This is a genomic window from Rhizobium sp. 05L429 (assembly GCF_056397645.1).
Genome location: NZ_JBFTNV010000039.1, coordinates 39982 through 64791, shown reverse-complemented (window position 1 = coordinate 64791; position 24810 = coordinate 39982). Strand labels below are relative to the sequence as shown.

Here is a 24810-nt window from a genome sequence, read left to right as displayed (position 1 = left end):
GTCTCGGGAGGACTATTGCGGCGCCAGCCGCTCCAGATCGTTCAGCCGTTTCAGGGCCGCCTGCTGACGCAGCAGGCTGTAATTGATGCCGCTCGCATTCAGCGAACTGCCCTCCTGATAGGGGTACTGATCGAAATCGGAGAAGAAGTCCTTGATCTTCGCCTGCACCGGCACGAGCAGCCACATATTGCGGGCAAGGAAGTCGACAGCGCCGCCACCCTCCTTCATTCCGCGCTCATATGGATCCATGCGCAGGTTGGCGATGTTGGCCCAGGCCGGCACCTCGCGCGTCGCGGTGGCGATATTGCCTTCGCTGTTGATCGCAAAGCTGAGCTTCCAGTCGTTCCACCTGATGGCGTTGAGATTGCCGCCTTGGTCGAAATAATAGACGGAATCACGCGGTCCGGCTTTGACTTCGCCCTTCAGCATCGGCAGCAGGTTATAACCGTCGAGATGCACCTTGAAGTTTTTGGCGCCCGACGTGAAACCGGCCTTCATCTGCTCCTTCAGATCGTCCATGCCGGCGGCAGCCGCGAAGGTCGGCATCCAGTCCATCAGCGTGACGATATCGTTGACCTCGGTTCCGGGCTTCACGACACCCGGCCAGCGCACCATCATCGGAATGCGGAAGCCGCCTTCCCAGGTCGTACCCTTTTCGCCGTGGAAAGGTGTCATCGCCCCATCCGGCCACAGGGCAATCTCGGCCCCATTGTCGGTGGTGTAGAGAACGATCGTGTTGTCGGCGATCCCGAGCTGATCCAGTTGATCGAGCAGCTGGCCGACATGGCCGTCATGCTCCACCATACCGTCGGCATGAATGCCTTTGCCCGTCTTGCCGAGAGAGTCTGGCTTCAGATGGGTGAAGATGTGCATACGTGTTGCGTTGAACCAGACGAAGAAAGGTTTCTCCGCTTTTGCCTGCCGATCGATGAAATCCTTGGCGGCGCCGAGAAATTCCTCGTCGACCGTTTCCATCCGCTTCGTGTTGAGCGCGCCGGTATCTTCGATCTTCCCATCGGCACTAGACTTGATCACGCCGCGCGGGCCGAACTGCCGGCGGAAGGCCGGGTCCTTCGGGTAGAAATAGCCTTCCGGCTCTTCCTCGGCATTCAGGTGATAGAGATTGCCGAAGAACTCGTCGAAGCCGTGTTTGGTGGGCAGGTGCTGGTCCTGGTCGCCAAGATGGTTCTTGCCGAACTGGCCGGTCGCATATCCCCTCGTCTTCATCACGTCGGCGATCGTCGGCATCCAGTCCTGGATGCCGTGCGGATCGCCCGGCATGCCGATCGTGAGAAGGCCGGTGCGGAATGGCTCCTGCCCGAGGATGAAGGAAGCACGCCCCGCCGTGCAGCTCTGCTGCCCATAGGAATCCGTGAAGATCGCCCCTTCCCTGGCGATACGGTCGATATTCGGCGTGCGGTAACCCATCAGGCCCATCGTGTATGCGCTGATCTGCGGAATGCCGATATCGTCGCCGAAGATGACGAGAATGTTCGGTGGCTTTCCCGAAGCGCCACCCTGTGCCGGCGTCGCCTGCTGCGTCTGTGCGGCAGCCTGTCCGGTTGCGGCCGATACGGCGAGAGCCGTGAGAGCCAGCGACGTGCCGCCCAGCAGAAGATCGCGGCGGCTGACGGGCACGATCGGGTCATCCTGCTTTTGAATGTCGACGTCTTTCATCGAATTCTCTCCTTGAGATGAAACCTGCACGCGAATGTTTTGTCAAATTCCATGATCGCGGAAGTACGTTACGGTAAACACTGGGCGTAAACGGCCGCGTTAACGGTCCGGGCTTTCCCTCAGGCCCTTGATATCAGCCTGTCACATATCCTTCGCTACCGCGCGCTATTGCCTGCCCGTAGCAATGACTTGATATGGTCAGGAATGATGCCCATGTGCCCCTTCTGTGCCGCAAACCGTACGGAAAAAGCCCCGCCGCTCTTTTCCAACAACAGCTGCTATTTCCTCGAAACGACCGATCAGGTGCTGCAATGCTCCGGTATCATCATACCGTTCCGGCATGTCGCAACGCCCTTCGACCTGACATCAGAGGAATGGTTCGACACTTTCGACCTTCTGGAGAATGCGCGCGCCCATCTAGATAGATCCGAACCGCACGGCTACAATATCGGCTGGAATGTCGGCGAGGTTKCGGGACAGACCGTCCAGCATGCCCATCTGCATGTCATTGGCCGCTTCGCCGACGAGCCGCTTGCCGGCCACGGCATTCGCCACCACTTGAAGCAGGCCACCAACAGGCGGATCTGATTGCCTGTCAGCTCGGCCAGGGATCGTTCTTGGGGCTGTCGCCTTTCTGCAGGCTCTGCAGCATGTTGATAAGCTGCGGCGCCATCTCCCGGATTTCCGTCAGATGAATGGCGGTGAGCCGCTTCAGCGCATCATCAGCCTTTTCCGTCAGCTCCAGTGTCTGCCGCCGCTTGTCGGCCGGGTCTGTCCGGCGCGAGACATAGCCGGCAGCAACCAGCCGGCCGACGAGTTCGGTTGCCGAATGCGGCGCAATCAGCAGGCGCTCGGCAAGCAGGCCGATCGTCATCGCATCCACGCTGCGATGGCCGCGGATCGCCAGCAGCGCCTGATGCTGCTGTGCCGGCAGCCCCTCTTCCAGCGCGGCCGAAGCGCTGAAATCCATGAAGCGGCGCAGCGTATAGCGCAGGTTGGACAGCGCCTCGTAATCGGCATCCGTCAGGTCATTGTCAGGCGTGTTCACCATGCGTCCCCCAGGGCGCTTCATCCGCTCATTGCATCCATGCGGCCACTTCCATCTGCCGGTGATCCCCAAGCATGCGCAGCGCCTGCATCAGTTCCGGCGCCATCTCGCGGATCTCGTAGAGATGGGCGGGCGTCAGACGGTGCAATAGCTCTTCTGCCTGTGCTGTCAACAGGACGGCTGGCCGGCGCTTCTGTCTGACATCGATGCTGACATGGCCGGCCTCCTGCAGCGAAGCCGCCAGTTCGGCTGCTTTATCCGGCGTCAGAAAAAGCTTGTCCGAGAGATCGGACAGGGTCATGCGCCCCCCGATGCCCAACCCCTTGATGGCCAGCAGCGCCTGATGCTGCTGTCGCGTCAAGCCGAGTTTTTCGGCTGCCTTCCCGCTGAACTGGCGAAATTTGCGGATCCTGTATCTCAGGTTGGCGAGCGCTTCATATTCGATTTCGGATAGAGCGCGGTCTTTGTTCGGCATGATTCCAGCTCCTGGTTTTGGCTGTTGATTTATATCGTACTACGATATATTTGCGTCAAGAACGAAGCCGTCAACAGGACCTGCAATGCCTCCCCAAAAAAACGCACATCGCCCCCATGACTTCATGGGTGGCCTCTCCCGGCGCGAGGCCGGGGATTTCACCACGGACAAGCGCGTTCTCGCCCTCGTCGGCATGGCGCTGATCGTCGGCACGGGCGGCGCATTTGCCGCCTGGGTTCTGGTCAGCCTCATCTCGCTGGTGACGAACCTCGTCTGGTTTCACCGCTTCAGCATTGCTRCCGTCTCGATGGCTCAGGCGCCGCGCTCCGTCTGGATGGTGCTGGTCCCGGTTATCGGCGGCATCGTCATCGGCCTGATGGCCCGCTTCGGCTCCGAAAAGATCCGCGGCCACGGCATTCCCGAAGCGATCGAGGCGATCCTGATCGGCGGCAGCCGCATGTCGCCGAAGGTGGCGATCCTCAAGCCGCTCTCATCGGCGATCTCGATCGGCACCGGCGGTCCCTTCGGCGCCGAAGGCCCGATCATCATGACGGGCGGCGCGATCGGCTCGCTCTTTGCCCAGTGTTTCCATCTGAGTTCGGCCGAGCGCAAGACGCTGCTGGTCGCAGGTGCGGCCGCCGGCATGACCGCGATCTTCGGCTCGCCGATCGCCGCCATCATGCTTGCCGTCGAACTGCTGCTGTTCGAATGGAAGCCGCGAAGCTTTATCCCGGTTGCTGTCGCCGCCTGCGTGTCGGTCTGCTGGCGTCCCTTCCTGTTTCAGGCCGGCCCGCTGTTCCCGAAGCAATTCAATATGGACCTGCCCTGGTGGGGCATCCTGCTCTGCGCCGCTGTCGGCATCATCGCCGGCCTGCAATCCGGTATCCTCACGACGCTGCTCTATAAGATCGAGGATCTCTTCGAGGCCCTGCCGATCCACTGGATGTGGTGCCCGGCTCTCGGCGGTCTCTTCATCGGCCTCGGCGGCCTGATCGAGCCGCGCGCGCTCGGCGTTGGCTACGATATCATCGACGGCCTGCTGAACAGCTCAATCCTGCCGGCCGCCGTGCTGACGATCCTGCTGGTCAAGGCGGCGATCTGGCTGATTGCCCTGTCCTCGGGCACCTCGGGCGGCGTGCTTGCGCCGCTTTTGATCTTCGGCGGCGCGCTTGGCTGGCTGGTCGGCATTTTCCTTCCCGGCGATCCCGGCTTCTGGGCTCTGCTTGGCATGGCCGCCATGATGGGTGGCACGATGCGCGCGCCGCTGACGGGCACCTTCTTCGCCCTGGAACTGACAGGCGACGTTTCGGCGCTGTTGCCGCTGCTGGCGGCGACCGTCTCCGCTTATGCGGTCACGGTGCTGCTGCTGCGCCGCTCCATCCTGACGGAAAAGATCGCCCGCCGCGGCCAGCACATCACCCGCGAATACGGCATCGACCCCTTCGAGTTTTCTCGCGCCCGCGACATCATGATCAAGGAAGTCGATACTTTCCCGGCCGAGATGACGGTCGGTGAAGCGACCAGCTTCTTCGTCGCGACGCCGAAGACCCACCGCGTCTATCCCGTCGTCGACGGCAAAGGCATCGTGAAGGGGCTGGTCTCGCGCGGCGACGCGCTGCGCTGGCAGCAGGATGGTACGCTTGCCGACCAGACGCTCGGCGATCTCGTCTCCGACAGCTCGCTACCATTAGCCCATCCTGACGATACGGTCGGTTATGTCGCCGATCTGATGCTGGCGACGGATGCCGGCCGCATTCCGATCGTCGACGCGGAAAATGGGCAATTGCGCGGCCTCGTCGCCCGCAAGGACCTGCTGCGGCTGCGCCATTCGCTACGAGCGACCGAGACGGAGCGCCAGCCCTATTTCGGGCCGCGCCGGCAGATGAATGCAGGGCGCACCTGAAGCCCAAGCGCCTGATGGTATCCAGTGGAAGCCGCCGTCAGCCTGTGACGGCGGAGAGCCGCCTCAATACAGCGGATGCAGGCCCCGCCCTATGCGCGTGACCCGTTGTTGCCCCTTTGCAATGCGCGAAAGAGAAACAGACCTAGAGTAACGGCGACCAGATTATAGAGTGTCGCGACCGCGAATGCAGTCCCATAGACACCGCCGCCGCTTCCGTCGCTAATGCCGAACAGGATCACGCCGACGATCGTCACGCCGAAAGCCGAACCTGCCGTTTGTGTCGTACTGAAGACGCCTGACGCCATCCCGGCTTCGGAATTTGCTACGGTACTCAGAACCATGTTGAGCAGAAGCGGAATGATAATTCCCTGACCGAATCCCTGGAGAATCACCGAGATAGTCAACGCCCATCTCTGTCCCCCGACAAAGCCGTCGATAACCGCGATCAGCAAGCCGAAGCCGAAGATGCCCATGCCAAGTGTTGGCGCCTGATGCCGCAACTGTTTCGCTAAAGAGGCCGAAACCAGGGAGCCGGCGAAGAATGCGACTGTGGAAGGCAAAAACAGCATGGCCGCCTGTAGAGGGGTCTGGCCAAGGCCGACCTGCAAAAAGATCGTCAGCGACAGCGAGAACGAACTGATCGCCGAGAAAAACAGAAACGACGCCGACATGCCGATGGCGACACCGTCGTTCTTGAAAATCGAGGGATCAATGATCGGGACGCCGCCGCATCGCATCAAGCGGCTTTCATAGGTGATGAAGGCGACGAACAAAGGCACAGACGACAATAGGCMGATGATCGCCCACCATGGCCAATGTTGTTCCTGCCCCACCATTGCTGGCAGGAGGATTGCCGTGAGTGCGGAGGCGCCGAGTAGTGCTCCCATGAGGTCGAGCCTTGCCGATGCAGCGTCTCTGGTTTCAACAATGAACCATTTCCCGGCAATGAGGGCGTAGGCGGCGATGGGAAGGTTGACAAAGAAGATCAGGCGCCAGTCGAGGTTGCCAATGTCGAGTGCCATCAAACCGCCGCCGAGCAGTTGCGAGGCCGCACCTGCGACGCCTTGCACAGCGCCCATCACGGCAAAGGCCCGCCGACGCTCGTCACCATCGAACAATAATCGCAGCGACGCATAGACCTGCGGCATCAGCAGGGCTGCGCCGATGCCTTGCAGTGCTCGTGAGGCAATAAGGCTCCAGGGCGACAAGGCGACGCCACACAGCAGGGACGCCAGTGCAAAGATTGCCATGCCGGAGAGAAACATACGCCGCCGGCCATAGAGGTCGCCCAGCCGCGCGCCGTTGAGCAGCATGGCGCCGTAAGATACGCTGTAAGCGACCATGATCATCTGCAACTCGGCATTCGAGGCGTGCAAGTCCCGTTGAATATTCGGCAACGCCACGTTGACGATGAAAAGATCAAGGATGGTGACGAAATTTCCGGCCAGTAGCACCGCAAGTGATGAATTGGCTCCCGCCCACTGACGTTTCCTATGTATCGACTTCATCTTTTTCTCCGCCTGAAGGGAAGCAAACAGAATTGGGCTTCCTGTGGAGAAAACGATATCTTGTCTTGAATGTTGATCAATTCGGGAAAATGGACTTACATAAAGGACAAAATGTCCTTTATGGCGCGATCATGGATAGTTTCAGCAGTCTTACCGCCTTCGTTCACGCCGCCGAGCGACACAGCTATGTCGCGGCCGCCCGCGTCGCCGGTGTTTCTCCATCGGCTATCGGCAAGGCCATCGCTCGCCTCGAAGCACGGCTTGGCGTTCGGTTGTTCAACAGAACGACGCGCAATATCAGCCTGACCGAGGAAGGTTCAGCCTTTTACGAACGCTGCAAGCGCATCATCGACGACCTCCAAGATGCAGAGACAAGCATTATAGAAAGCCGGAAGCGCCCCAGGGGACGCCTGCGCATCAGCGTCGCGCATATCGTCGGTCATCACCTCCTGATGCCGATCCTGCCGGCCTTTGTGGAACGATTTCCCGAGATCGAGCTGGATATCGACTTTGAGGATCGCGTCGCCGATCTGGTGGCGGAAGGGGTGGATGTTGCCATTCGTAGCGGAGAACTCGCCGATACCGGTCTGATCGCCCGCCGTCTCGGCGAGCAGCATTTTGTGGTTTGCGGAAGTCCCGGCTATTTCGATCGCCATACGCTGCCAACCGCGCCGGCCGACCTTGCCGGGCATGCCTGCGTCCATTTCAAATATCCAACCAGCGGCCGCCTGGCGCCCTGGGCTTTTGCTCCTCCGAACGAAAAACTGATCTTGCCGAGGAGTCTGACGTTCAACAATACGGATGCCGGCTTGCGGGCCGCGCTGGATGGTTTGGGAATCGCCCACCTGCCGGTCTATGTAGCGGCAGCCCATATCCGCGGCGGATTGCTCGTTCCCGCCCTGACCTCATACATGGTCGCGTTTGGTTCATTGTCGCTCGTCTGGCCGTCAAATCGCCAATTATCGCCGAAGGTTCGGGCCTTTGTGGATTTCGTAGCCGAGCATCTCGCCGCCCGATTAGATGCTTTCCAGGCAGGTGTGGCTCCGTCGCAAGCTTCCTGATTTTTGTCGGAAATGAGCCGCCCTGAAATCGCTTGTTAAATCTTGTCTTAAATATCAAACACAAAGGCCCATTTTTCGAGGGGGCGACGACCGGGAAATGCTCGGCGTCCCGCTCGCGAAACGGTACGCCCCCTCGATGTCTCATCCAGCTCGATTGGCTTCACAGTCCCGTCAGCTCGCGACCCAGAGGATGCAGGCAAGGCCGGCAAAGAAGACGGCGAGAACCAGAGCGAGCCTGAGAAATATCCAGAGATCGTCCGTATGATCGAACGTCACCTCGGTCCTGCGCTGCGCGTTCCAGGACGGCTGAGACGGATCCACATGGCGCAAGCGCGCCTGCATGTAATAAGCCCACCAACGACCATACATCGCCTTTTCCTTTCGCGTTGTCGGAGCGGACGAAGGATCATCCKCGCCAGGCAAAGCTACTCATTCGGGCATATGTTTTCGATTGGGACGGAAGGGCGCCGGCATAGGCTTCCCATAAAGACATCCGGGCTGTCACTGGCCCGCCGGCCTTGATGCAATTCCTATATTCCCCGCCCCGCAGCAATATCGATTTCCTATGGGCTTTTCGTCAGACTCGCTCCCGCAACCCTGTCGACAATGCCAAGGAGGAAACTCATGTTCGGCCGCAGCGGCGTAACGTATCTGGCGCGTGAACGCGAAATCATTGCCCATACCCGAAGCCGCAAGGCTTATCGGCGTTTTCTGACGAGCCTGATGACCGCCGGCGTGCTGCTTGTCCTGCTGGCGGGCGCAATCGCCATTCGGCTGGTGCCGGGCAACGACAGGACCGGCATATTTTTGCAGGCAGCGGGCCATCATGCGCGCGCATGATGGCCGCAAGGCATTACCGGCCGAGCCAGCGATATTCCTCGATCGAGGCCTTGCCGGTCTTCTTGTCGTAGAGGCAGATCAGGTTGACGTTTTTGACCTTGCTCTTGCCCTTGCCCATCGAGCCGCGCAACAGCACGGCGACCTTGCCCGTCGCATCGTCGAAGACAACAGGAGCGGTCGCCTCGGGCGTATCCATGCCCGACTGGCCGATGCAGGTGCCGTTCACCTTTGCGAAGAGCGCATTCCACGCGGCATCGCTGGAGGCGCCGGCATAGTGAGCCGAAAGCAGCATCGCGGTCGCCGCGATCGTCATTTTCTTGATCATTTTCAAACCCTTGTTGAACGGAAAGGAATCGCCCATCGCGTGGGATCTGCTTAGTGATGGGCGAGCGGGGCTAAAACAAGGCGGCGGGTGCTGCACGCGGAAACGCCGAATGATCAACCGCGCGCAATCTCCGCACGCAGCCATTCGGCCGCGGCGGGGACGCTGGCGCCAGGCGGCGGATCGATATTCATGACCATATGGTAGGTATGGCCGGGAACGGTCGGGCCAAACGGCTGGACGAGGTGCCCGGCTTGCAACTCGTCGCGCACAAGGGCCAAGCTCAACAACGCTATCCCCTGTCCGGCAACAGCAGCCTGAACGGCATGGCTTTCGTCAGAAAAATACAGTTGTCCCTGAGGCTGCGACCGGACAATACCGGCCGCCGAGTACCAGCGCTCCCAGGTGGGGTTGAGCGGGTGATTTCGCCGCCACTGAAAATGGATCAGCGGCACTCTACTCAGATCCTCGATGCTCAGTGCACCGAACAGCGGGTTGGCCACGGGCGCGAAGTCGTCGGCGAACATCACCTCAGCGCTCAGGCCGGGATAGGGCCCCCGACCGTACCGGATGGCAATATCGACGCCATTGTCCGCAAGCCCGACCGCTTCGTCCGAAGCATGCAGCTGAAGGTCGATGTCCGGATGCAAGGCATGGAAACGTGCCACCCGCGGGACTAGCCATTTGGCGGTGAACGCGTTTGTGGCTGAAATCGTCACCCTGGCGCGTTTGCGGATTTGGACCAGGCGATCGAGCGTCGCCTCGAAGGCGTCGAACCCGTCCCGCAGAACAGGGTACAGCTGCGCACCCGCCTCGGTCAGCACCACCTTGCGCACCTGCCGACCGAACAGGACGAGACCCGTATGCTCCTCCAGAGACCTGATCTGGTGGCTGATGGCTGTGGGCGTGACACTGAGTTCCGCCGCGGCCCGCTTGAAGCTCATGAGGCGGGCGGCTGCCTCGAAGGCGCGGAGAGCGGCGGAAGTCTGCGCATGATCACCATGGATGAATTAGATTCACTCGATAACTGACGATTTGGAGTTTGTCGAGGCAAGGAAACAGCCCCATTCTCTTCAGGTGGCTGAGGTCAGGAAGATGAATCCATCTCGATCATCGGCCCTCACAAGGAGTGAATCAATGCTGGAACGTATCGTCACCGAGCCGGATAATTACGCACCATTCCTGCTGTCGCAGGGAATCAGGTTCGGCAATCTCCTGTTCATTTCCGGCCAGGCCGGCGCCGATGACGGTGGTCGGATCGTCGATGGCGGTTTCCGCGCCCAGGGCGAACAGGCTTTCGCCAATCTGCGCCGCGCTTTGGAGGCCGGCGGCTCAAGCCTGAAAGACGTCATCAAGGTGACAATCTTCGTCACCGATATGGGCCATTTCCCTGATGTGGTCGAACTGCGCCGCACATATTTCTCCGAGCCCTACCCCGCCGACACGATCGCGGAGATCAAGGCGCTCTATGATCCCAAGGCCATGATCGAAATCGAAGCGATTGCCGCAATCGATGAAGGGCACGGCTGATGGGCGGTTTCAATGTGGTCCCAGACACATCCCCGCGCCGAGCAGCAGCAGGCAGATGAGAAACCAGCGGCGGAAAGTTTCAGGCGCAATCCGCCGGCGCAGCATCTGCCCCACCCCCATGCCCGCAAGCGCCGGAAGGATGGCGAGACAGGAGAGCGCCAGATCACCCGTGTTGAAGGCGCCGCGCAGCCCAAGCGATGACGCAAGCGCAATTGTGGAAATGGTGAAGGAAAGGCCCAGCGCCTGCACCAGATCGTCCTTCGCAAGCCCCAGCGCCTGCAGATAAGGCACGGCCGGAATGACGAAGACGCCTGTGCTGCCCGTCACCAGTCCAGTCACCGCACCGATGATGGGCGAAAGCCATGGCTCCATTGCCTTGGGCACGCGGAGCTCGCAGGCAAACAGCGCATAGGTCACATAGAGCACCAATACCACGCCAAGTCCTCTGGTCGTGAGGCTGGTATCGCCGCTTGTCAGCCACGCCGAACCGAGCATCGTTCCCAAAAAGATGGCCGCCGTCATGAGCCAGAACCGGCGCAGGAGCGGAAGGAAGGCCGGCCCTGCGAAAAGCTGCCAGATATTGGTAACTGACGACGGCGCGATGAGCAGGCTCGCGGCCGTCAGCGGCGAGGTCAAAACACCCAACACCCCCATGGCGACCGTTGGAAGTCCCATGCCGGTGACACCCTTGACGATGCCGGCGATGAAGAAGGTGGCCGTGACGGCGAGGATGAAGCTGATGGAAAGATCGGACATGCCGCATCGCTAGCAGCTTCCGATACCGGCACAATGCGGAAGTCCCTCGGCCGGCCTTCGGCTGGTCCGAAGGCTGAAATTGGCCTATCCTTGCAAGATGCGTTTCGATCTTACCGACCTTCGCCTGTTTCTGGCCGTCGTCGATGCCGGCAGTATCACCCATGGGGCGGCGGACGTGGGGCTGTCGCTGGCGGCTGCGAGCGAGCGCCTGCGCGACATGGAGGCGCTTGGCGAAGTCACCCTGCTGGAGCGCGGCCGGCGTGGCGTCTCCCCGACGGAGGCCGGCGAAGCGCTGGCCCACCATGCCCGCGTGATCCTCGGACAGATCAGGCAGATGCGTGGTGAACTCGGCGAATATGCACGCGGGTTGCGCTCGACGATCAGCATTCTCGCCAACACGGCAGCCATATCGGAACATCTGCCTGAACGGCTCGCACCCTGGATGGCCGCCAACCCGCAGGTGGATCTGCAACTGAAGGAGCGACAGAGCGTCGAGATTGCCAGAAGCATCGCGGCTGGCCATGCCGAGATCGGCATCCTCTCTGCCGCGACTGATATGGCCGGCCTGACGGCGCGACCTTTCGCGATCGATCGCCTCGTCGTCGTTGTCGGCAACAGCCATCCTCTTGCCCTGGAGAGCAGTATCCGCTTCGCCGATCTCGTCGATGAACATTTCATCGGCCTCGCCGCCGGTGCCCTGCAGGACCATATCGATGCGCAGGCAGGCCGCATCGGCATCAGGCTGAAGACCCGGGTGCGGCTGCGTGATTTCGAGGCTATCTGCCGGCTGGCTGGTGCAGGCGCCGGGATCGGGATCGTCCCGGAGACGGCGGGCCGCCGCCAGAAAAGATCATCCGGGATTGCCATTCTCGGCCTGTCGGATGATTGGGCGACACGGCAGCTGGTAGTCTGCACGGCGCAAAGGGCGGAATTGCCCGTCCATGCCCGCAGCCTTCTGGACCATCTAGCTGGTGCCCGGCCCGAATTGCTCGTCGAGCCAGTCCAGAACCCGCCTGTTGAGCAGTGACCGGTTCTTCATCTCGCAATGGCCATCCGCGCCTTCTTCGGCGGTGAACCGCAGCAAGGTCTTGGAGCAGCGCAGCGTATCGAAGAAAAAGCCGGCATCGGCGGCAAGCCCGTCATTCTCCGCCTGGGTGATCAAAGTCGGGCACTGGATGCGCTCCGCATGTCCCCGCATGGTGAAAAGCTCGGCCGAGGCGAGATAGGCCCTGAGGTTATCCACCCCATGCACCCAGAAGCCTCGTTGCACCACCTTCCAGCTCAGCACCGGATTGTTGCGGATGAAGGCATCCATCGTATCGAGCAGTGTCTGGTCGAGAGCGCCGAGATCGGCCGCCGCTTCCGCAGGCACGCCGAACTTTTGGACGATGATCTTGCGAAAACCGTCGGCAATGCTCCAGGTGCCGGGATCGGCGATCAGCGCCGCAATGCGCGGCTCGCCCGCCGCCCCGCGCGGAGCCAGAAACCCGCCGAGGCTCCAGCCGCTGAGGGCGATACGATCAGGATCGACGAGCGGATAGTTCACCGCAAAATCCACCACCGCACGGATGACCACATCCCAGTCCGGCCGCAGCGGGATGCCGTGCTCGTAGAGCATGGCGCCCTGGCCGGGGCCGTCGAAGAGCAGGCTGTGGTAGCCGCGCCGCGAGGCTGCGACGGCGCAGGCGAAATAGGTGTCGGTGATGGTGCAGTCATAGCCGTTGTTAAAGATGACGAGCGGCCGCACCTCATGCTCGAGACCATGCGCCGGAATGAAATATCCAGGCATCGGCGTTTCGCCGAGCGGAATGGCAAGCGGCTCGATCGTCGGCGCCGAGAGCGCAAGCCCCGTCTCCAGCGCATACGTCTGCTTGCGGAAGCCGGAAAGCAGACGCGGGTCGACAGGCGCTCCGTAGAGCGGATGATAGGACGCCGCGTAGAAGACGCTTGCCCGCAGATAAAGCTCGCGCGCGCTGACCTTATGGCCCCCGGAAAGCGCGGCCTCCGCTTCGCCTTTCAGCCGGTCGCCGGCCGAAACCCACGCTTCGTAAAAGGCGGCATGATCGCCATCGCCGACGGCTTCCGCCACGGCCCGGATCTCGCCGAAATCCGCCCCGCCATAGGGAATATAGGCGATCGGCCAGCTGCCGAAATCCTCATGCAACTCGTTCCTGAACTGCATGCTCATCGCCAACTCCCCAATGGCTGCCGAGGCTGCGACCGCAATGATTATAGATGCGGCTTGCGGCACTGTCACGAAAGCTCGCGCCGGCCGGATGCATTATTCAAGGTTGTGCCTATATTCTTCCCGTGCGAGGCTATGATACGGGAGGAAACGGCCATGAATGGTGCAGACAGCCTGTGTGACACGCTCCTGGCAAACGATGTCAGGGTGTGCTTTGCCAATCCCGGCACGTCGGAAATGCATTTCGTGGCGGCACTCGACCGCAAGTCCGACATGCGCTGCATTCTCGGTCTCTCCGAGGGCGTCGTCACCGGAGCGGCGGACGGCTATGCGCGCATGACCGACCGACCGGCGGCGACCTTGCTCCACACCGGACCGGGGCTGGCGAACGGCCTTGCCAATCTCCACAATGCCCGCCGGGCAAGAGTTCCCGTCATCAACATCGTCGGCGACCACGCCTCCTATCATCTTGCCCTCGATGCGCCGCTGACATCGGATATCGAAAGCCTTGCTGCGCCGATGTCCAACTGGGTGCGTCGCATCAGCAGTCCCGAGGATGTGGCAGACGCGACGGAGGCTGCCTTCCGTGCCTCATTGTCACCTCCTGGTGTGGCAACGCTCATCCTGCCGGCAGATGCCGCCTGGGGCGAAGTCGCTTCCGCGCAACCGCTTAAGGTGTCTCCTCCAGCGCCATCAGCCGTCAGTATGGATACCGTGCGCGAGGTTGCCAACGCCATTCGTAACACGCCGGGCGAGGCCGCTATTCTCGTCAGCGGGGCGGCTGCCCGCGCCGACTGTCTGGAGATATCAGGCGCGATTGCCGCGGCCAAGGATGTACGTCTCTTCAGTGAAGTGCTGTTGGCTAGGATGGAGCGCGGCGGCGGCCGTGTCACCCCGACCCGCATCCCCTACCCGATCGACGACGCCCTGCAACTGCTTGCCGATATCGATGTTCTGGTGCTCGTCGGCGCTCCCGAACCCGTCGCCTTCTTTGCCTATCCGGGCAAGCCGGGACGATTGGTGCGCAACGGCTGCAAGGTCCTCACATTGGCGAAACATGGAGAGGATTTGAAAGGCGCGCTGGAGGCGCTGCGGGACGAACTCGGCGTCAAACCATCGCAACCACAGCGGCGGACAATCACCGATTCCGATTATATCGTCCCGTTCGGACATCTGACCGAAGATGCAGTCGCCGTGATGGTGGCGGAAAGGCTCCCTGATAATGCCATCGTCTGCGAAGAGGCTATCACTTCGGCCCGCCGTTTCTTCGAGCTCACGGCCGCGGCTGCGCCGCACGATTACCTGATGAACACGGGCGGCTCGATCGGCTGCGGCATCCCGCTTGCGACGGGTGCCGCGATCGCCTGCCCGGATCGCAAGGTCATCAATCTGCAGGCGGATGGCAGCGGCATGTACACGGTGCAGGGCCTGTGGACGCAGGCCCGCGAAAACCTCGACGTGGTGACGATCATCTTCGCCAACCGCGCCTATGCCGTGCTGCATGCCGAAATGCGCAATGTCGGCGTCAACGGCATCGGCGAGAATGCAAGGCGGATGATGGACCTCGATCACCCGGCCTGGGATTGGGTTTCGGTCGCCAAGGGCATGGGCGTCGATGCCGCGGGCGCACATAGCTGCGAGCAATTCGCCGATCTTTTCGAAAGCGCGCTCAGGCGCCGCGGTCCATTCCTCATCGAAGCGATCATCTGATTGCGACGGTAAACCCGGTTGGCAAGCCGGCGGTTGAGACGTAGCATCCAGGCCCCAAGCTAAGAGCCAAAAGCCAAAAGCAAAGACATATTATGACAGCTCCATCCCTGCAGACGTCACCGCAGATCCTGTTGACCAGCGCCGGACGGGCGTGGAGTGGGCTCGCTGCCGAATTCCTGCATATTCCCCGCGGCCTCTCTCGTGCACCGGGCGGTGACATGCATCGTCTGGGCATCCACTTTGGCCCGCCTGTCAACGCCGACTGCAGTTGCGATGGCCGCCGGATGATCCGCGTGCAAAAGCCGGGCGATATCGACGTTATCCCGGCCGGTCTCGACGGGTCCTGGGAGGATGATGCCGATTGCCGGATCCTGCGCGTAAGTCTCGATCCCTCGCGGCTGGAACAGGTCGCGGAAGATCTAGGCCGGGATGCCGGCAAGATCGAGCTGCAGCCGCGATTTCAGCTGCGTGACACCGGCATCGAGGCGATCTGCCGGGCGATCAAGGCGGATCTGGAAGCCGATACGCCCTCCGATCCGCTTTATATCGATCTTCTCGCCAACGCGCTCGCCATCCGGCTGATCGAAACGGCGAGCGACGGCGCGCCTCGGCCCGAGATCAACCGCGAACCGAAACTCTCGGCCCGGCAATTGCGGATGCTGACGGAATTCATCGAGACGCATCTGGACCGGAAGCTGCATCTGGCAGACCTTGCGGTCGTTGCTGGTGTCAGTGTCACACGGTTGAAGAGCCTGTTTCGCAACAGCACCGGCGTTTCCGTGCACCAATATGTCATCCGCCGCCGCGTCGAATATGCCCGCGCCCTGATGACGACGACGGATATGGCCGCAAGCGAGATTGCGCTTGCCGCGGGCTTTGCCCATCAGAGCCATATGGCAACCACCATGCGCCGGCTCACCGGCCAGACACCCGGCGAGATCCTGCGCGAAGTCGGCGAATTCCGCCCGAAATTGCAAAGACCGGCCTGAATATGTGCGACGCCTCTGGCGCGCCCCTCTAGTCCTTGCGCACCATCAGCAAGGAGAAACACATGATTGCAATCCTCGGAGCCGCCGGAAAGATCGGCTATTCGACCGCCAAGGCGCTGCGCGAGGCAGGTGTGCCCGTGCGCGCTATCCTGCGCGATCCGGCAAAGGCTGACCGCCTGACCGCCATCGGCTGCGATGTCGCTTTTGTCGATCTGCAGGACGCCAAGGCGCTTGCCGGAGCGATATCAGGTGCGGACAGCGTTCAGGTCATTCTGCCGGCCGACCCGCGAGCCGAAGACATGAAAGGCGATATGCGCCGCTCGATCGAGAGCATTGCCGAGGCATTGGAAGAAGCGCGGCCGGCCCTCATGCTTGCCATTTCCGACTACGGCGCCCATCTCGGCGAAGGCTTCGCCATGCCGAGCATGTTCTACCAATTTGAACAGCGCCTTCGCCAACTGGATATGCGCCGGATATTCCTGCGGTCGGCTGAGCATATGGAAGGCTGGGCTCGCGTCGCGCCGGCAGCGATCGCAACCGGCATTCTGCCGAGCTTTCATGACCCGGTCGAAAAGCAGATCCCCAACGTGTCGGCGCAGGATGTCGGCCGGATTGCCGTAGATCTCCTGCTTCGGCCCGACATCGAAACGCGCGAACAGATTGTTCACGCAGAAGGCCCGCGCCGCTATAGCGCAAGCGACGTGGCCTCCGCGCTGAGCCAGTTGCTGGGGCGCGCGATCATTGCTGAAGCCCTGCCCCGCTCGCAATGGCGGGAAAGCCTGGGCCGAGTGATGAGCGCCAGCGCTGCCGATCTTCTGACCGAGCTCTACGACGTGCATAGCAGGGGTGGCCTCATCGACGTCGAGCCGAATGCGCGCGATGTTCGCCAAGGCACCACCGAACTGATCGACGCGCTTCGGCCGTTTGTCACTGGACAGTGACCGAAAGGCGATCTTCGCAATCAGCCGGAACCGGATAAGCCTGAGGGGAATTTACCCCTCAGCACAGGAGGTTCACATGATACGGAAATTGAAGTCAGGAGAATATCGTCTCTATTCCCGCAAGCCTGATGCGAAGACGCACAAGCGCAAGAATCTCGGCACTTTCAAGACCCGCGAGGCGGCAGAGAAGCATGAGCGCGAGGTGCAGTATTTCAAGCATCACTAGAGCGGTTCCTGTTTTTCGGAGTCTCCAGGAAGACCGACGCGGGCGGCGGGCGCCCGGGACGCGCGGCGATCCCCTCACCCGCCATGGCTGAAGGCAGCATAAGGCAGCCGCGACAATCGCCGCGGCGCGGACACTCGGCCGGGATGCCGGCCTCGCCGTTCGGTTTGCACATGGTTCTTCTCCGGAAATTCTCGGCGATGCCACGGACGGAGCCTCGATCCTCCGCCCGCAGCAATCTTCTCAGGCCGCCAGCTTCAGCGCGTCGGCAAGCTTGGCGAAGTCGCCCGCCGAAAGCCCCGGACGGACGGCGAAGTCGATGACAGCCTGGAAGATTTCCGGCGGCGCATCCTTCTTCATGGCGCCTAGGAGTGCCGCACGCTCCGCCGGATTGATCGCCGGGATCATGAGGCGCATGAAGGCCATGCTCTTCTCCGGCGGCAGGGAGCCGATGATGCGCATTTCGATGCCGAATATTTCCTGGTCGTTGAAGTTGCGCCACAGCAGAGGGCCGGTCACCGCCTCCTCCTCATGCATATGCGCGAAGTCGTCGGCGATATAGGCGGCAAAGGCGAGATAAAGTTTGCGGCCGCAGGCGGACTTGTGCAGCGGCCAGGCCTTTTCCCAGGCGGCGATCAGTTCTTCCAGCTCGCGGAAGGCCGTGCGGTGGTCGTCGTGCTGCTCGTCCAGCGTGACGGTCGAGACGCCCTTGGCGGCGAGCGCCACGTGGATGTGGTCGTCCTCGTGACTGACGTGGGAGGCGGCAAGCATCAGGTAATGGCGCAGGTCGCCGATCAGGAAGACCGTCTCCTCGACATTCTGGAAATCGGCCGTGCCGAGGCGTCCGAGCAGGTCGCAGCCGGCCTTGCGCAGGCCCTTGTGTATCGCGCCGTAAATGTCGTAGCGGCCGTTGAGATCGGGGATGCTGGTAAGCGAGAATTCGTGGCTCATGATTGTTTTCCTCTCGTTGGCCGGCGCCTCTTCCTGTGCGCCGGGCTGATGGCCGTGAGATAACCGAGGCCTTTGCGAGGCGCTTCCTAAAACCATCCTAAGCAATTGCGATGATTGCTAAGAATATCCTATCTAATTATCATCGCCGCATATCGGGGGGAAAAGCATTGCTGGGGCCGGAACTCGCGGAATTCATAGAAAGTCCCGTCATGATCCTGTTCGCGACGCGCGACGAGGCCGGCCGGCCAATGATTGGCCGCGGCTCCGGCGTGCGCTTCGACCGGCAGAGCGGGCATCTGCACTTTCTCGCCTCCCGCAGCCAATGGCCTGATGCCGTGGGCGAGGCGCTGGCCGGCCGGCCGATTGCCACGACCTATGTGCGGGCCGCCGACTACAAGGCCTGCCAGATCAAGGGCCGGGTCCTGGAGGCGGGGCTGGCGGATGCCGCCTTCCGGACACTGGGTGAGGCCTATGTCGCAGAACAGCTCGCGCGGATGCTGGCGCTCGGGGTCACCCGGATGCAGCTCTCCAGCACGCTCTCGGACCAGGAACTCGTCTGCCTGACGATCGAGCCGCAGGAGATCTTCGAGCAGACGCCGGGGCCGGGCGCCGGACGCAGGCTGACGCCGGAAGCCGTCGCATGATTCCGCTCGAAAGGCTGCGGGACAGTTTCGAGGGCATCATTCCCTCCGTTATCGCCACCACCGATGCGGACGGAATGCCCAATGTCTCCTATCTCTCGCACGTGCATTACGTAGACGAGACGCATGTCGCTCTCTCCAACCAGTTCTTCTCCAAGACCGCCACAAATGTGGCGCGCAACGGGCTCGCGACCGTGATGGTGGTCGACGGCTATAGCGGCCAGCAGCACGTGCTCGACCTGGTGTTCGAGCGCTCCGAGACGGAGAGCGAGACCTTCGAGGGGGTGGCGATCCATCTGGCGATCCTGGAAAGCCGGATGACCGGAATCATGAAGCTGCGCGCCGTCGACATCTACCGGGTGGAGGACTGTCGGGCCGTGCCGGCCGCCAATCCGCTAGTCGAGCCGGAGCCGCTCGTGCTGCCTGACCTGATGGGCAGGGTGGCGAGGCTGACGGCGCGGATGTCGGACTGCAGCGAGCCGGAAACGCTGCTCGACGTGACGCTTGAGGGCCTCGGCGAGCTTTTCGGCTACCGCTATTCGATGGTGCTGGTGCCGGACGGCGAACGCGGCGGGCTGACGACGATCGCCAGCCGCGGCTATGACCAGTTCGGCTTTGGCGCCGAGGTTCCGTCCGGGCGCGGCATTATCGGGGTTGCGGCTGAGCGGCGGCGCAATGTGCGGATCACCGACCTCAGTCGCGGTCAGCGCTACATCCAGGCGGTGCGGGCCATGGCGGGCGTCGAGGATACGCCGATCCCGCTTCCGGCGCTCGACAAGCCGCTCAGCCAGATCGCGCTGCCGCTTGTCGCGCGGGGAAGGCTCGTCGGCGTGCTGTTTTCGGAATCGGCGGAGCGGTTCACCTTCCGCCATCGCGACGAGGAGGCGCTGACCGTGATCGCCGCGCATCTGGCCACCGCGCTCTCGTTTCTTTCCGAGGAACGCGAGCGGGCGGAGACGGGGTGGCGCGAGAAGGCGGAAGCGTCGGCCGACGAGGCCGTGAGGCTGCCCGCCGGTCGGCGCATCGCCGTGCGCTTCTATCCGCGCGACGGCTCGCTGTTCGTCGACGACGATTATCTCATCCGCGGCGTGCCGGGGCGGCTGCTCCTGCACTTCCTCGAAGACTATGCGCGCACCGGCAAGCGGGACTTTCTGAACCGTGAGATACGCCGCGACCGGCGCCTGCAACTGCCGGATTTCAAGGACAATCTGGAGACCCGGCTGATCTTGCTGCGCCGGCGACTGGAGGAAAAGGCGGGCCCGATCATGCTCGAGCGCGCTGACCGCGGCCGCCTGCGGCTCACCCTTGCCGGCCGTCCCGAGATTGAGTTGGTGGAAGACTGACCTGGGGGCCAAGGGGCAAGAGGCTGCGCGGTTTTGCCCCGCACGGCCGTCGTCGCCCGATAGCCAGTTCCGCAGAAGACGGCAGGCAGCCTCTGGTGAAACTCGAAATTGCAACCTACATCTGAGGAAACGAGGCGTTCCACGGAATTTCCGCTCTGCCATGATGCAAGACAAGCCAGTGCTCCGCCGCCTGCTCTTCGCCGTCAGGATCGTCTGGACGCTTCTGGTCGTGGCGGTAGTAACGCAGATGGCAGCCCAATATGGCTGGGAGCATCATGGATTTGTCGGTGCGCTGGCGCTCGGGTTCGTAGGCATTGTTGTCGGTGCCTTTCTCAGCCTGTCGTCAAATTGTCTGGAGATAATTTTGGACGCTCTTTCCGCTCTTTGAGTCTCAGTCGCAAGAGCGCCCTCAGTGTCCGTCCCTGCTCTTCCTGTTATCCTGATAGGGGTCGCTGCGGTTGGGATCGCTGTAATAAGTCCGGTAGCCACCGCTTGAATAGGTMTCTCGATAGCTGCCGTTGAGCTGCTGATGCGTCTGCGAGTAGAGATCCCCGTTTCGATAGGTCTTGTAGCCGCCGCCGAGATTCTGCTCTCTGATATAGGTATTGCCCGAACTGTCGGTGGAGCACGGAGCCGAAACCAGGTCGCAGGAAGCAGACGCATTCCCGGCGGCCAGCAAGAAAATCCCAAACAATACCACCTTCATGACAACCTCCCTTTTCGCGAAAATCGGCGTCGCGCACGAGTGCAATGTAACTGAACGGCGAAAAAGAACAAACAGAAAACATTCGGGCTCGGCCCTACTTCCACTCAATGGATCAACTGTTAGACCACGCCTGCAATGATCCAGCCCGAATGCTCAAACAGATAGGTGTCGCAATAATGGACAAATGGCTGACGGCCGCGAAGCAATGGGCGCGGAGCGTGAAACGCGATGTCGTCGCACTCTGGATTGCCGCGCGGGACGGCCGCACGCCTATGGTGGCCAAGATCGTCGCCGGCGCCGTTGCTGCCTATGCGCTTTCGCCAATCGATCTCATACCCGATTTCGTGCCGGTACTCGGCTATCTCGATGATCTCATCATCGTCCCGCTCGGCATCCTCATAGCCATCCGCCTCATTCCTGCGCCTCTGATGTCGGAGTTCAGGAACATGGCCACGCAACGCGCGCAGCGCCCGCTCAGCCGTTCCGGCCTTGTGGCGATTGTGATCATCTGGTTGCTTGCAGCCTCTCTTTGCATCTGGCTTGCGTGGGACCTGTTTCGTCGCTGAAGCGAGCTTCCGCCGGGCTATTCCCGCACGAAGGCGTCGCGCAGCCAGTCGAGAAAATGGCCGGCAGCCGGCGAGAGCGCCCGGCCGGGCTTCATGATCGCCACGAAACCGTCTTCGTATGTCAGGAATTCCGATCGCTCCACAAGCTTGCCGCTCTTCAGCTCGGTGAGCGCAAAGCGCCGCTCGACCAGCGCGACGCCAAGCCCGGTGACGGCCGCGCTGACGCAGAGATGCATATGCGGAAAATAGAGCTCTGACTGCGCCGAGATCCGCTGCCCGGTCGCCGCCTGCCAGCTCGTCCATTGTTCGCTCATATGGTCGGGGGAAATGCGGGTCGGGAAGCTTAATTCCTCGCCTTCGGCGCGGACGGGATAATCCGGTGCGGACACCAGGCCGAAGGAGACGGAGGCGAGCGGCACGAATTCGCCCTTCACCTGCGGACGCGACAGGCGATCCCAGCTCAGCGTGAAATCCACGCCGTCCCTTGCCCGGTTCGTGCCGCCGTCACGCGTGCTTGACGACATCGAAAGCTGCACGCGGCAGTTCGGATAGAGGCTGTAGAATTCCGCCAGGCGCGGTACGAGCCAGATCATGGCGAAGGTGGCGCTGCAGGCGATGTGCACACTCGCCTCGTTCCGGCTCGCCTTCAGCTCGTGATAGCGCTCCTCCAGAAGATCGAAGGCGCGCGACACGGTGGCAAAAAACGCCGCGCCGTCCTCATTCAGCCGAAGCCCCGTTCCCGATTTCTCGAAGACAGGAATCCCAAGCTGCTCCTGCAGAAGCTGCAGCTGCTTGGAAACCGCCCCATGCGTGCGCCCCAGTTCGTCGGCTGCCCGTGTCACCGAGCCGAGACGTGCCGTGGCCTCGAAGGCCCGGAGATAAGACAGCGGCGGCAGATTGCGGGMCATGGATTTCCTATATGTGAGATTTTCTAACGGATACGGTCAAGATAACGCGCTTTTCCAGCTTCGAATACTGCCATAAAATCATGACATCCAAGCAAAACGAATGGAAATTGCCGCTTAAGACCTCGTTAATGTTAGGTGAGTTTTGCCAACAGAGAAAGGAAATTTCATCATGCACATGACAGACACGCTCCGCCTGTGGCTGGAACGCTGGAGCGAGCGACGCCTCTTCGCCCGTGAGCTGGATACCCTGCCCGACGAAACGCTGAGGGATTTCGGCATGACACGGGATGCCGCTTACGAGGAAAGCCACCGGCCCTTCTGGCGCTCGTAAGCGACCAAACAGGCTCAGCCCGGCAATTGCCGATGCCACAACAGATCGATCGGATGGAAGCGAACGAGTGAGATCCGGTGCAAGCCTGCGGCCACCGGTTGCCAGAGACCAATCGCGCCGCTGATTGCCGCCCCGGCCTCCTCGGGGTTCAGTTGCTCACCGAGCGTGACATGTGGCACCCAGTTTCCCGGAAGATAATAGGGCCAGCACGCCGCCCCTGCCGAGGCGGCTGCCTCGTGAAAATCTCGATGAAGGGCAAGCAGCTCCGCAGAGACAACAGGCGCGGCGAATAGAACCGATGCTGGTCCGGGAAAAAGACCGATACTCGAAAGCTTGACGCTGGGAGCGCGCATGTCCGCGCTGAAGTGGTCGAGCGCCCTTGCGAGAGGCTCAGGGTCGAGCCCGTCATAAACGGCGAGCGTTATATGCGGGTCAACGTTCAAGCTGCGCGGTGTCGCGGCATTGGGCGAAATACGCTCCACATGCTCGATAATCGGCTGAAGGCCTGCGGCCCCGTACGGATCCAATTCCATGAAAACGGCAAAAGGCAAAACGTCACCTGCAGCGTTGGCAGCACTATTCCGGTCCAGGCCAAGCCTCACCCGTCCGTTATTCCTATCAGGATATTCAGACCCGCGCAGCCGCCTTCGGTCCGGGGCCGAACGGACTTCCGCAAGGGCATCCCCGGACACACCTGCCCTTGCCCGTGCTGTCGCCCGCTCCGCGATATCGGTGACGGAACCTCAAACGGTCAGCGCAGTTATGCATCTGCTACCTGCGAGGTTTCACCATGTATGTCATCCTTGGTGCGTCCGGAAACATAGGCTCTGCCGTCATCGACACATTGCGACGGTCTGGCGAGAAAATCATCGCCGTCGTTCACAGCGCGCAGAAGGCTGCGGCCATCGAACAAGACGGCGTTGAACCCTTCGTTGCTGATGTGGCGGATACCGGGCTGCTTCGTTCCATCCTGCAAAAAGGGCGTCGAGCCTTCCTGCTGAATCCACCGGCCGATACCGGACGCGATACCAACGCCGAGGAACTGAAGACCGTCAGAAGCATTGCCGCAGCACTCCAGGATTCCGGGCTCGAGAAGCTCGTCGTGGCATCGACCTACGGAGCGCTGGATGGCGACGGGATCGGCGATCTCTCTGTGCTCTATGAATTCGAGCGCCTCGTGAAGGCAAGCGGCATTCCGGCCGCCATCAACCGCGGCGCCTATTACTTCACCAATCTCGACATGCTGCTGCAGCCCGCGAGAGAGACCGGGCGCCTGCCCACGCCCTTCCCCGCAGACATGAAGATACCGATGGTTTCGCCAAGGGATCTCGGACAGGCTGCCGCCGCTCGCCTGGAAAGCCCAGTCGATGATGTCGGCATAGACTATGTGGAAGGTCCGGAGCGCTATTCCTTCGCCGACGTCGCCAAGACCCTCTCATCGCGTCTCGGGCTCCCGGTCACGGTCGAGACGATCCCTCGTGAAAAATTCGAGGAATACTATCTCGGGCTCGGCTTCTCATGGGCGGCCGCCCGTTGTTACGCGAAGATGACCGAAGTCACCATCGACACCGGCTTCGAAATGCCCGAGCGTCGTCATTGGGGCAGGATGACGCTCGATCAGCATCTCGGGGCGCTTGAGGCAAATCCTTGACGGTGAGCGTCTGACAGATACACGGCGATACAAAAAGCCCCCTCTTCTGAAACATTTCACATTCATCCGTCTGTTCAAATAACCCCGTCGCCCGATCAGGGGCTCAAGCTAGGGACGGAAGGACAGACAGATGAGGACAATCATGATCATGGCAGCGGGCGCTCTCGTCATCGCCGGCACGATGCAACTGACCAGGGCAAATGCCGAGCAGCCAATCCAGCGCACCGACCTCGTGCAGAACGATATCGACGTGCCCGGCCATGAGGCCATCCAGGTCCGGGTCGATTTCGCCCCAGGCGCCTCTGCGCCCAAACACAACCATCCAGGCGAAGAAATCGCCTATGTCATCGATGGCGTGCTGGAATATCAGCTGGATGGCCAAAAGCCGGTGACGCTGAAGGCCGGCCAGTCGCTGTTCATCCCCACGGGCGTTGCCCATTCGGCCAGAAATGTCGGCGACGGCAAGGCCTCGGAACTGGCGACCTACATCGCCACGAAGGGCTCGCCGCTTGTCGTGCCTGTGAAATAACCCGGCGGACCATGCG

The 24810-nt window shown here is 61.6% G+C and carries 30 protein-coding genes; 17 read left to right on the top strand and 13 right to left on the bottom strand.

What is annotated here, in order from left to right; translation table 11 throughout:
- Nucleotides 1–12: 12 nt before the first annotated feature.
- On the bottom strand, nucleotides 13–1677 hold the full coding sequence (locus AC1DNW_RS30300; protein ID WP_113301071.1) for an arylsulfatase: 1665 nt from the start codon (nucleotides 1675–1677) through the stop codon (nucleotides 13–15).
- 213 nt (nucleotides 1678–1890) lie between these two features.
- Between AC1DNW_RS30300 and AC1DNW_RS30295 the strand changes: the two genes are divergently transcribed.
- Nucleotides 1891–2265: an HIT family protein gene (locus tag AC1DNW_RS30295; protein WP_477855297.1), complete on the top strand. Its 375-nt coding sequence runs from the start codon at nucleotides 1891–1893 to the stop codon at nucleotides 2263–2265.
- A 7-nt stretch (nucleotides 2266–2272) separates the two neighbouring features.
- On the opposite strand, the gene AC1DNW_RS30290 is transcribed toward AC1DNW_RS30295, so the two are convergent.
- Complete coding sequence (locus AC1DNW_RS30290) at nucleotides 2273–2728, bottom strand: MarR family winged helix-turn-helix transcriptional regulator (protein ID WP_477855296.1); 456 nt, start codon at nucleotides 2726–2728, stop codon at nucleotides 2273–2275.
- 25 nt (nucleotides 2729–2753) lie between these two features.
- Nucleotides 2754–3200 (bottom strand): MarR family transcriptional regulator, encoded by a 447-nt coding sequence (locus AC1DNW_RS30285; protein ID WP_113308350.1) that lies wholly within the window; start codon nucleotides 3198–3200, stop codon nucleotides 2754–2756.
- A gap of 85 nt (nucleotides 3201–3285) precedes the next feature.
- Here AC1DNW_RS30285 and AC1DNW_RS30280 point away from each other — a divergent pair, with 85 nt between their 5' ends.
- On the top strand, nucleotides 3286–5103 hold the full coding sequence (locus AC1DNW_RS30280; protein ID WP_477855295.1) for a chloride channel protein: 1818 nt from the start codon (nucleotides 3286–3288) through the stop codon (nucleotides 5101–5103).
- Nucleotides 5104–5192: 89 nt separating this feature from the next.
- Here the strand turns inward: AC1DNW_RS30280 and AC1DNW_RS30275 are convergent, their stop codons facing one another.
- Nucleotides 5193–6611, bottom strand: a complete 1419-nt coding sequence (locus AC1DNW_RS30275; RefSeq protein ID WP_477855294.1) for an MFS transporter — start codon at nucleotides 6609–6611, stop codon at nucleotides 5193–5195.
- Between the two features lie 131 nt (nucleotides 6612–6742).
- Here AC1DNW_RS30275 and AC1DNW_RS30270 point away from each other — a divergent pair, with 131 nt between their 5' ends.
- A complete protein-coding gene (locus tag AC1DNW_RS30270; protein ID WP_113308405.1) occupies nucleotides 6743–7672 on the top strand; it encodes a LysR family transcriptional regulator in 930 nt (309 codons plus the stop codon).
- Nucleotides 7673–7843: 171 nt separating this feature from the next.
- Here AC1DNW_RS30270 and AC1DNW_RS30265 read toward each other — a convergent pair whose 3' ends face one another.
- Nucleotides 7844–8041 carry a hypothetical protein gene (locus tag AC1DNW_RS30265; RefSeq protein WP_113308353.1) on the bottom strand — a complete coding sequence of 66 codons (198 nt, stop codon included), beginning with the start codon at nucleotides 8039–8041 and terminating at the stop codon, nucleotides 7844–7846.
- Between the two features lie 255 nt (nucleotides 8042–8296).
- On the opposite strand from AC1DNW_RS30265, the gene AC1DNW_RS30260 reads away from it, so the two are divergent.
- Nucleotides 8297–8512 carry a hypothetical protein gene (locus tag AC1DNW_RS30260; RefSeq protein WP_113308354.1) on the top strand — a complete coding sequence of 72 codons (216 nt, stop codon included), beginning with the start codon at nucleotides 8297–8299 and terminating at the stop codon, nucleotides 8510–8512.
- Nucleotides 8513–8525: 13 nt separating this feature from the next.
- Here the strand turns inward: AC1DNW_RS30260 and AC1DNW_RS30255 are convergent, their stop codons facing one another.
- Nucleotides 8526–8837, bottom strand: coding sequence for a hypothetical protein (locus tag AC1DNW_RS30255; RefSeq protein ID WP_113301137.1), 312 nt, complete (start codon nucleotides 8835–8837; stop codon nucleotides 8526–8528).
- A 113-nt stretch (nucleotides 8838–8950) separates the two neighbouring features.
- Entirely contained in the window at nucleotides 8951–9841 is an 891-nt protein-coding gene (locus AC1DNW_RS30250) for a LysR substrate-binding domain-containing protein (RefSeq protein ID WP_477855317.1), read from the bottom strand.
- 130 nt (nucleotides 9842–9971) lie between these two features.
- Between AC1DNW_RS30250 and AC1DNW_RS30245 the strand changes: the two genes are divergently transcribed.
- A complete protein-coding gene (locus AC1DNW_RS30245; protein ID WP_113301064.1) occupies nucleotides 9972–10364 on the top strand; it encodes a RidA family protein in 393 nt (130 codons plus the stop codon).
- Between the two features lie 9 nt (nucleotides 10365–10373).
- Here AC1DNW_RS30245 and AC1DNW_RS30240 read toward each other — a convergent pair whose 3' ends face one another.
- Nucleotides 10374–11120: a sulfite exporter TauE/SafE family protein gene (locus AC1DNW_RS30240; protein ID WP_113308356.1), complete on the bottom strand. Its 747-nt coding sequence runs from the start codon at nucleotides 11118–11120 to the stop codon at nucleotides 10374–10376.
- 97 nt (nucleotides 11121–11217) lie between these two features.
- Between AC1DNW_RS30240 and AC1DNW_RS30235 the strand changes: the two genes are divergently transcribed.
- A complete protein-coding gene (locus AC1DNW_RS30235) occupies nucleotides 11218–12147 on the top strand; it encodes a LysR family transcriptional regulator (protein ID WP_113308357.1) in 930 nt (309 codons plus the stop codon).
- Here AC1DNW_RS30235 and AC1DNW_RS30230 read toward each other — a convergent pair.
- Nucleotides 12085–13308, bottom strand: coding sequence for an alpha/beta fold hydrolase (locus tag AC1DNW_RS30230; protein ID WP_113308358.1), 1224 nt, complete (start codon nucleotides 13306–13308; stop codon nucleotides 12085–12087). The two genes, AC1DNW_RS30235 and AC1DNW_RS30230, sit on opposite strands and share 63 nt — an antisense overlap.
- 153 nt (nucleotides 13309–13461) lie before the next feature.
- On the opposite strand from AC1DNW_RS30230, the gene AC1DNW_RS30225 reads away from it, so the two are divergent.
- From AC1DNW_RS30225 to AC1DNW_RS30210, 4 genes are all read left to right on the top strand, one after another.
- Complete coding sequence (locus tag AC1DNW_RS30225) at nucleotides 13462–15015, top strand: acetolactate synthase large subunit (RefSeq protein WP_113308359.1); 1554 nt, start codon at nucleotides 13462–13464, stop codon at nucleotides 15013–15015.
- Between the two features lie 92 nt (nucleotides 15016–15107).
- A complete protein-coding gene (locus AC1DNW_RS30220) occupies nucleotides 15108–16004 on the top strand; it encodes a helix-turn-helix domain-containing protein (RefSeq protein ID WP_113308360.1) in 897 nt (298 codons plus the stop codon).
- Between the two features lie 62 nt (nucleotides 16005–16066).
- Nucleotides 16067–16945, top strand: coding sequence for an NmrA family NAD(P)-binding protein (locus AC1DNW_RS30215; RefSeq protein WP_113308361.1), 879 nt, complete (start codon nucleotides 16067–16069; stop codon nucleotides 16943–16945).
- A gap of 76 nt (nucleotides 16946–17021) precedes the next feature.
- Nucleotides 17022–17171, top strand: coding sequence for a hypothetical protein (locus tag AC1DNW_RS30210; RefSeq protein WP_113308362.1), 150 nt, complete (start codon nucleotides 17022–17024; stop codon nucleotides 17169–17171).
- 240 nt (nucleotides 17172–17411) lie between these two features.
- Here the strand turns inward: AC1DNW_RS30210 and AC1DNW_RS30205 are convergent, their stop codons facing one another.
- On the bottom strand, nucleotides 17412–18119 hold the full coding sequence (locus AC1DNW_RS30205; protein WP_113308364.1) for a hemerythrin domain-containing protein: 708 nt from the start codon (nucleotides 18117–18119) through the stop codon (nucleotides 17412–17414).
- Between the two features lie 110 nt (nucleotides 18120–18229).
- Between AC1DNW_RS30205 and AC1DNW_RS30200 the strand changes: the two genes are divergently transcribed.
- The 3 genes from AC1DNW_RS30200 to AC1DNW_RS30190 all read left to right on the top strand — a co-directional run bounded on the left by AC1DNW_RS30200 (nucleotide 18230) and on the right by AC1DNW_RS30190 (nucleotide 20491).
- Nucleotides 18230–18763, top strand: a complete 534-nt coding sequence (locus tag AC1DNW_RS30200; RefSeq protein ID WP_477855293.1) for a hypothetical protein — start codon at nucleotides 18230–18232, stop codon at nucleotides 18761–18763.
- Nucleotides 18760–20103 carry a GAF domain-containing protein gene (locus tag AC1DNW_RS30195; RefSeq protein ID WP_113308366.1) on the top strand — a complete coding sequence of 448 codons (1344 nt, stop codon included), beginning with the start codon at nucleotides 18760–18762 and terminating at the stop codon, nucleotides 20101–20103. Before AC1DNW_RS30200 ends, AC1DNW_RS30195 begins: the two co-directional genes overlap by 4 nt.
- Nucleotides 20104–20263: 160 nt before the next feature.
- On the top strand, nucleotides 20264–20491 hold the full coding sequence (locus AC1DNW_RS30190; protein ID WP_477855292.1) for a hypothetical protein: 228 nt from the start codon (nucleotides 20264–20266) through the stop codon (nucleotides 20489–20491).
- A 21-nt stretch (nucleotides 20492–20512) separates the two neighbouring features.
- Here the strand turns inward: AC1DNW_RS30190 and AC1DNW_RS30185 are convergent, their stop codons facing one another.
- Nucleotides 20513–20809, bottom strand: coding sequence for a hypothetical protein (locus AC1DNW_RS30185; RefSeq protein WP_477855291.1), 297 nt, complete (start codon nucleotides 20807–20809; stop codon nucleotides 20513–20515).
- Between the two features lie 176 nt (nucleotides 20810–20985).
- On the opposite strand from AC1DNW_RS30185, the gene AC1DNW_RS30180 reads away from it, so the two are divergent.
- Entirely contained in the window at nucleotides 20986–21375 is a 390-nt protein-coding gene (locus tag AC1DNW_RS30180) for a YkvA family protein (RefSeq protein ID WP_113308407.1), read from the top strand.
- A 17-nt stretch (nucleotides 21376–21392) separates the two neighbouring features.
- Here AC1DNW_RS30180 and AC1DNW_RS30175 read toward each other — a convergent pair whose 3' ends face one another.
- The gene (locus tag AC1DNW_RS30175; RefSeq protein WP_477855290.1) at nucleotides 21393–22283 is read right to left on the bottom strand and encodes a LysR substrate-binding domain-containing protein; all 891 of its coding nucleotides are present in this window, start codon (nucleotides 22281–22283) and stop codon (nucleotides 21393–21395) included.
- Between the two features lie 169 nt (nucleotides 22284–22452).
- Here AC1DNW_RS30175 and AC1DNW_RS30170 point away from each other — a divergent pair, with 169 nt between their 5' ends.
- A complete protein-coding gene (locus tag AC1DNW_RS30170; RefSeq protein WP_113308369.1) occupies nucleotides 22453–22614 on the top strand; it encodes a YjiS-like domain-containing protein in 162 nt (53 codons plus the stop codon).
- Nucleotides 22615–22628: 14 nt separating this feature from the next.
- Here the strand turns inward: AC1DNW_RS30170 and AC1DNW_RS30165 are convergent, their stop codons facing one another.
- Nucleotides 22629–23147, bottom strand: a complete 519-nt coding sequence (locus AC1DNW_RS30165) for a 2'-5' RNA ligase family protein (RefSeq protein ID WP_162748456.1) — start codon at nucleotides 23145–23147, stop codon at nucleotides 22629–22631.
- A gap of 257 nt (nucleotides 23148–23404) precedes the next feature.
- Here AC1DNW_RS30165 and AC1DNW_RS30160 point away from each other — a divergent pair, with 257 nt between their 5' ends.
- Complete coding sequence (locus AC1DNW_RS30160) at nucleotides 23405–24265, top strand: NmrA family NAD(P)-binding protein (RefSeq protein WP_113308371.1); 861 nt, start codon at nucleotides 23405–23407, stop codon at nucleotides 24263–24265.
- Between the two features lie 130 nt (nucleotides 24266–24395).
- Complete coding sequence (locus AC1DNW_RS30155) at nucleotides 24396–24794, top strand: cupin domain-containing protein (RefSeq protein ID WP_113308372.1); 399 nt, start codon at nucleotides 24396–24398, stop codon at nucleotides 24792–24794.
- Nucleotides 24795–24810: the final 16 nt, after the last annotated feature.

Excerpts from the sequence above, each read along its gene's own strand:
- AC1DNW_RS30300 (WP_113301071.1), bottom strand. The coding sequence starts at position 1,677 with ATGAAAGACGTCGACATTCAAAAGCAGGATGACCCGATCGTGCCCGTC.
- AC1DNW_RS30290 (WP_477855296.1), bottom strand. The coding sequence starts at position 2,728 with ATGGTGAACACGCCTGACAATGACCTGACGGATGCCGATTACGAGGCG.
- AC1DNW_RS30285 (WP_113308350.1), bottom strand. The coding sequence starts at position 3,200 with ATGCCGAACAAAGACCGCGCTCTATCCGAAATCGAATATGAAGCGCTC.
- AC1DNW_RS30270 (WP_113308405.1), top strand. The coding sequence starts at position 6,743 with ATGGATAGTTTCAGCAGTCTTACCGCCTTCGTTCACGCCGCCGAGCGA.
- AC1DNW_RS30265 (WP_113308353.1), bottom strand. The coding sequence starts at position 8,041 with ATGTATGGTCGTTGGTGGGCTTATTACATGCAGGCGCGCTTGCGCCAT.
- AC1DNW_RS30260 (WP_113308354.1), top strand. The coding sequence starts at position 8,297 with ATGTTCGGCCGCAGCGGCGTAACGTATCTGGCGCGTGAACGCGAAATC.
- AC1DNW_RS30255 (WP_113301137.1), bottom strand. The coding sequence starts at position 8,837 with ATGATCAAGAAAATGACGATCGCGGCGACCGCGATGCTGCTTTCGGCT.
- AC1DNW_RS30245 (WP_113301064.1), top strand. The coding sequence starts at position 9,972 with ATGCTGGAACGTATCGTCACCGAGCCGGATAATTACGCACCATTCCTG.
- AC1DNW_RS30240 (WP_113308356.1), bottom strand. The coding sequence starts at position 11,120 with ATGTCCGATCTTTCCATCAGCTTCATCCTCGCCGTCACGGCCACCTTC.
- AC1DNW_RS30235 (WP_113308357.1), top strand. The coding sequence starts at position 11,218 with ATGCGTTTCGATCTTACCGACCTTCGCCTGTTTCTGGCCGTCGTCGAT.
- AC1DNW_RS30230 (WP_113308358.1), bottom strand. The coding sequence starts at position 13,308 with ATGAGCATGCAGTTCAGGAACGAGTTGCATGAGGATTTCGGCAGCTGG.
- AC1DNW_RS30225 (WP_113308359.1), top strand. The coding sequence starts at position 13,462 with ATGAATGGTGCAGACAGCCTGTGTGACACGCTCCTGGCAAACGATGTC.
- AC1DNW_RS30220 (WP_113308360.1), top strand. The coding sequence starts at position 15,108 with ATGACAGCTCCATCCCTGCAGACGTCACCGCAGATCCTGTTGACCAGC.
- AC1DNW_RS30215 (WP_113308361.1), top strand. The coding sequence starts at position 16,067 with ATGATTGCAATCCTCGGAGCCGCCGGAAAGATCGGCTATTCGACCGCC.
- AC1DNW_RS30210 (WP_113308362.1), top strand. The coding sequence starts at position 17,022 with ATGATACGGAAATTGAAGTCAGGAGAATATCGTCTCTATTCCCGCAAG.
- AC1DNW_RS30205 (WP_113308364.1), bottom strand. The coding sequence starts at position 18,119 with ATGAGCCACGAATTCTCGCTTACCAGCATCCCCGATCTCAACGGCCGC.
- AC1DNW_RS30200 (WP_477855293.1), top strand. The coding sequence starts at position 18,230 with ATGATTGCTAAGAATATCCTATCTAATTATCATCGCCGCATATCGGGG.
- AC1DNW_RS30195 (WP_113308366.1), top strand. The coding sequence starts at position 18,760 with ATGATTCCGCTCGAAAGGCTGCGGGACAGTTTCGAGGGCATCATTCCC.
- AC1DNW_RS30190 (WP_477855292.1), top strand. The coding sequence starts at position 20,264 with ATGATGCAAGACAAGCCAGTGCTCCGCCGCCTGCTCTTCGCCGTCAGG.
- AC1DNW_RS30180 (WP_113308407.1), top strand. The coding sequence starts at position 20,986 with ATGGACAAATGGCTGACGGCCGCGAAGCAATGGGCGCGGAGCGTGAAA.
- AC1DNW_RS30170 (WP_113308369.1), top strand. The coding sequence starts at position 22,453 with ATGCACATGACAGACACGCTCCGCCTGTGGCTGGAACGCTGGAGCGAG.
- AC1DNW_RS30165 (WP_162748456.1), bottom strand. The coding sequence starts at position 23,147 with ATGGAATTGGATCCGTACGGGGCCGCAGGCCTTCAGCCGATTATCGAG.
- AC1DNW_RS30160 (WP_113308371.1), top strand. The coding sequence starts at position 23,405 with ATGTATGTCATCCTTGGTGCGTCCGGAAACATAGGCTCTGCCGTCATC.
- AC1DNW_RS30155 (WP_113308372.1), top strand. The coding sequence starts at position 24,396 with ATGAGGACAATCATGATCATGGCAGCGGGCGCTCTCGTCATCGCCGGC.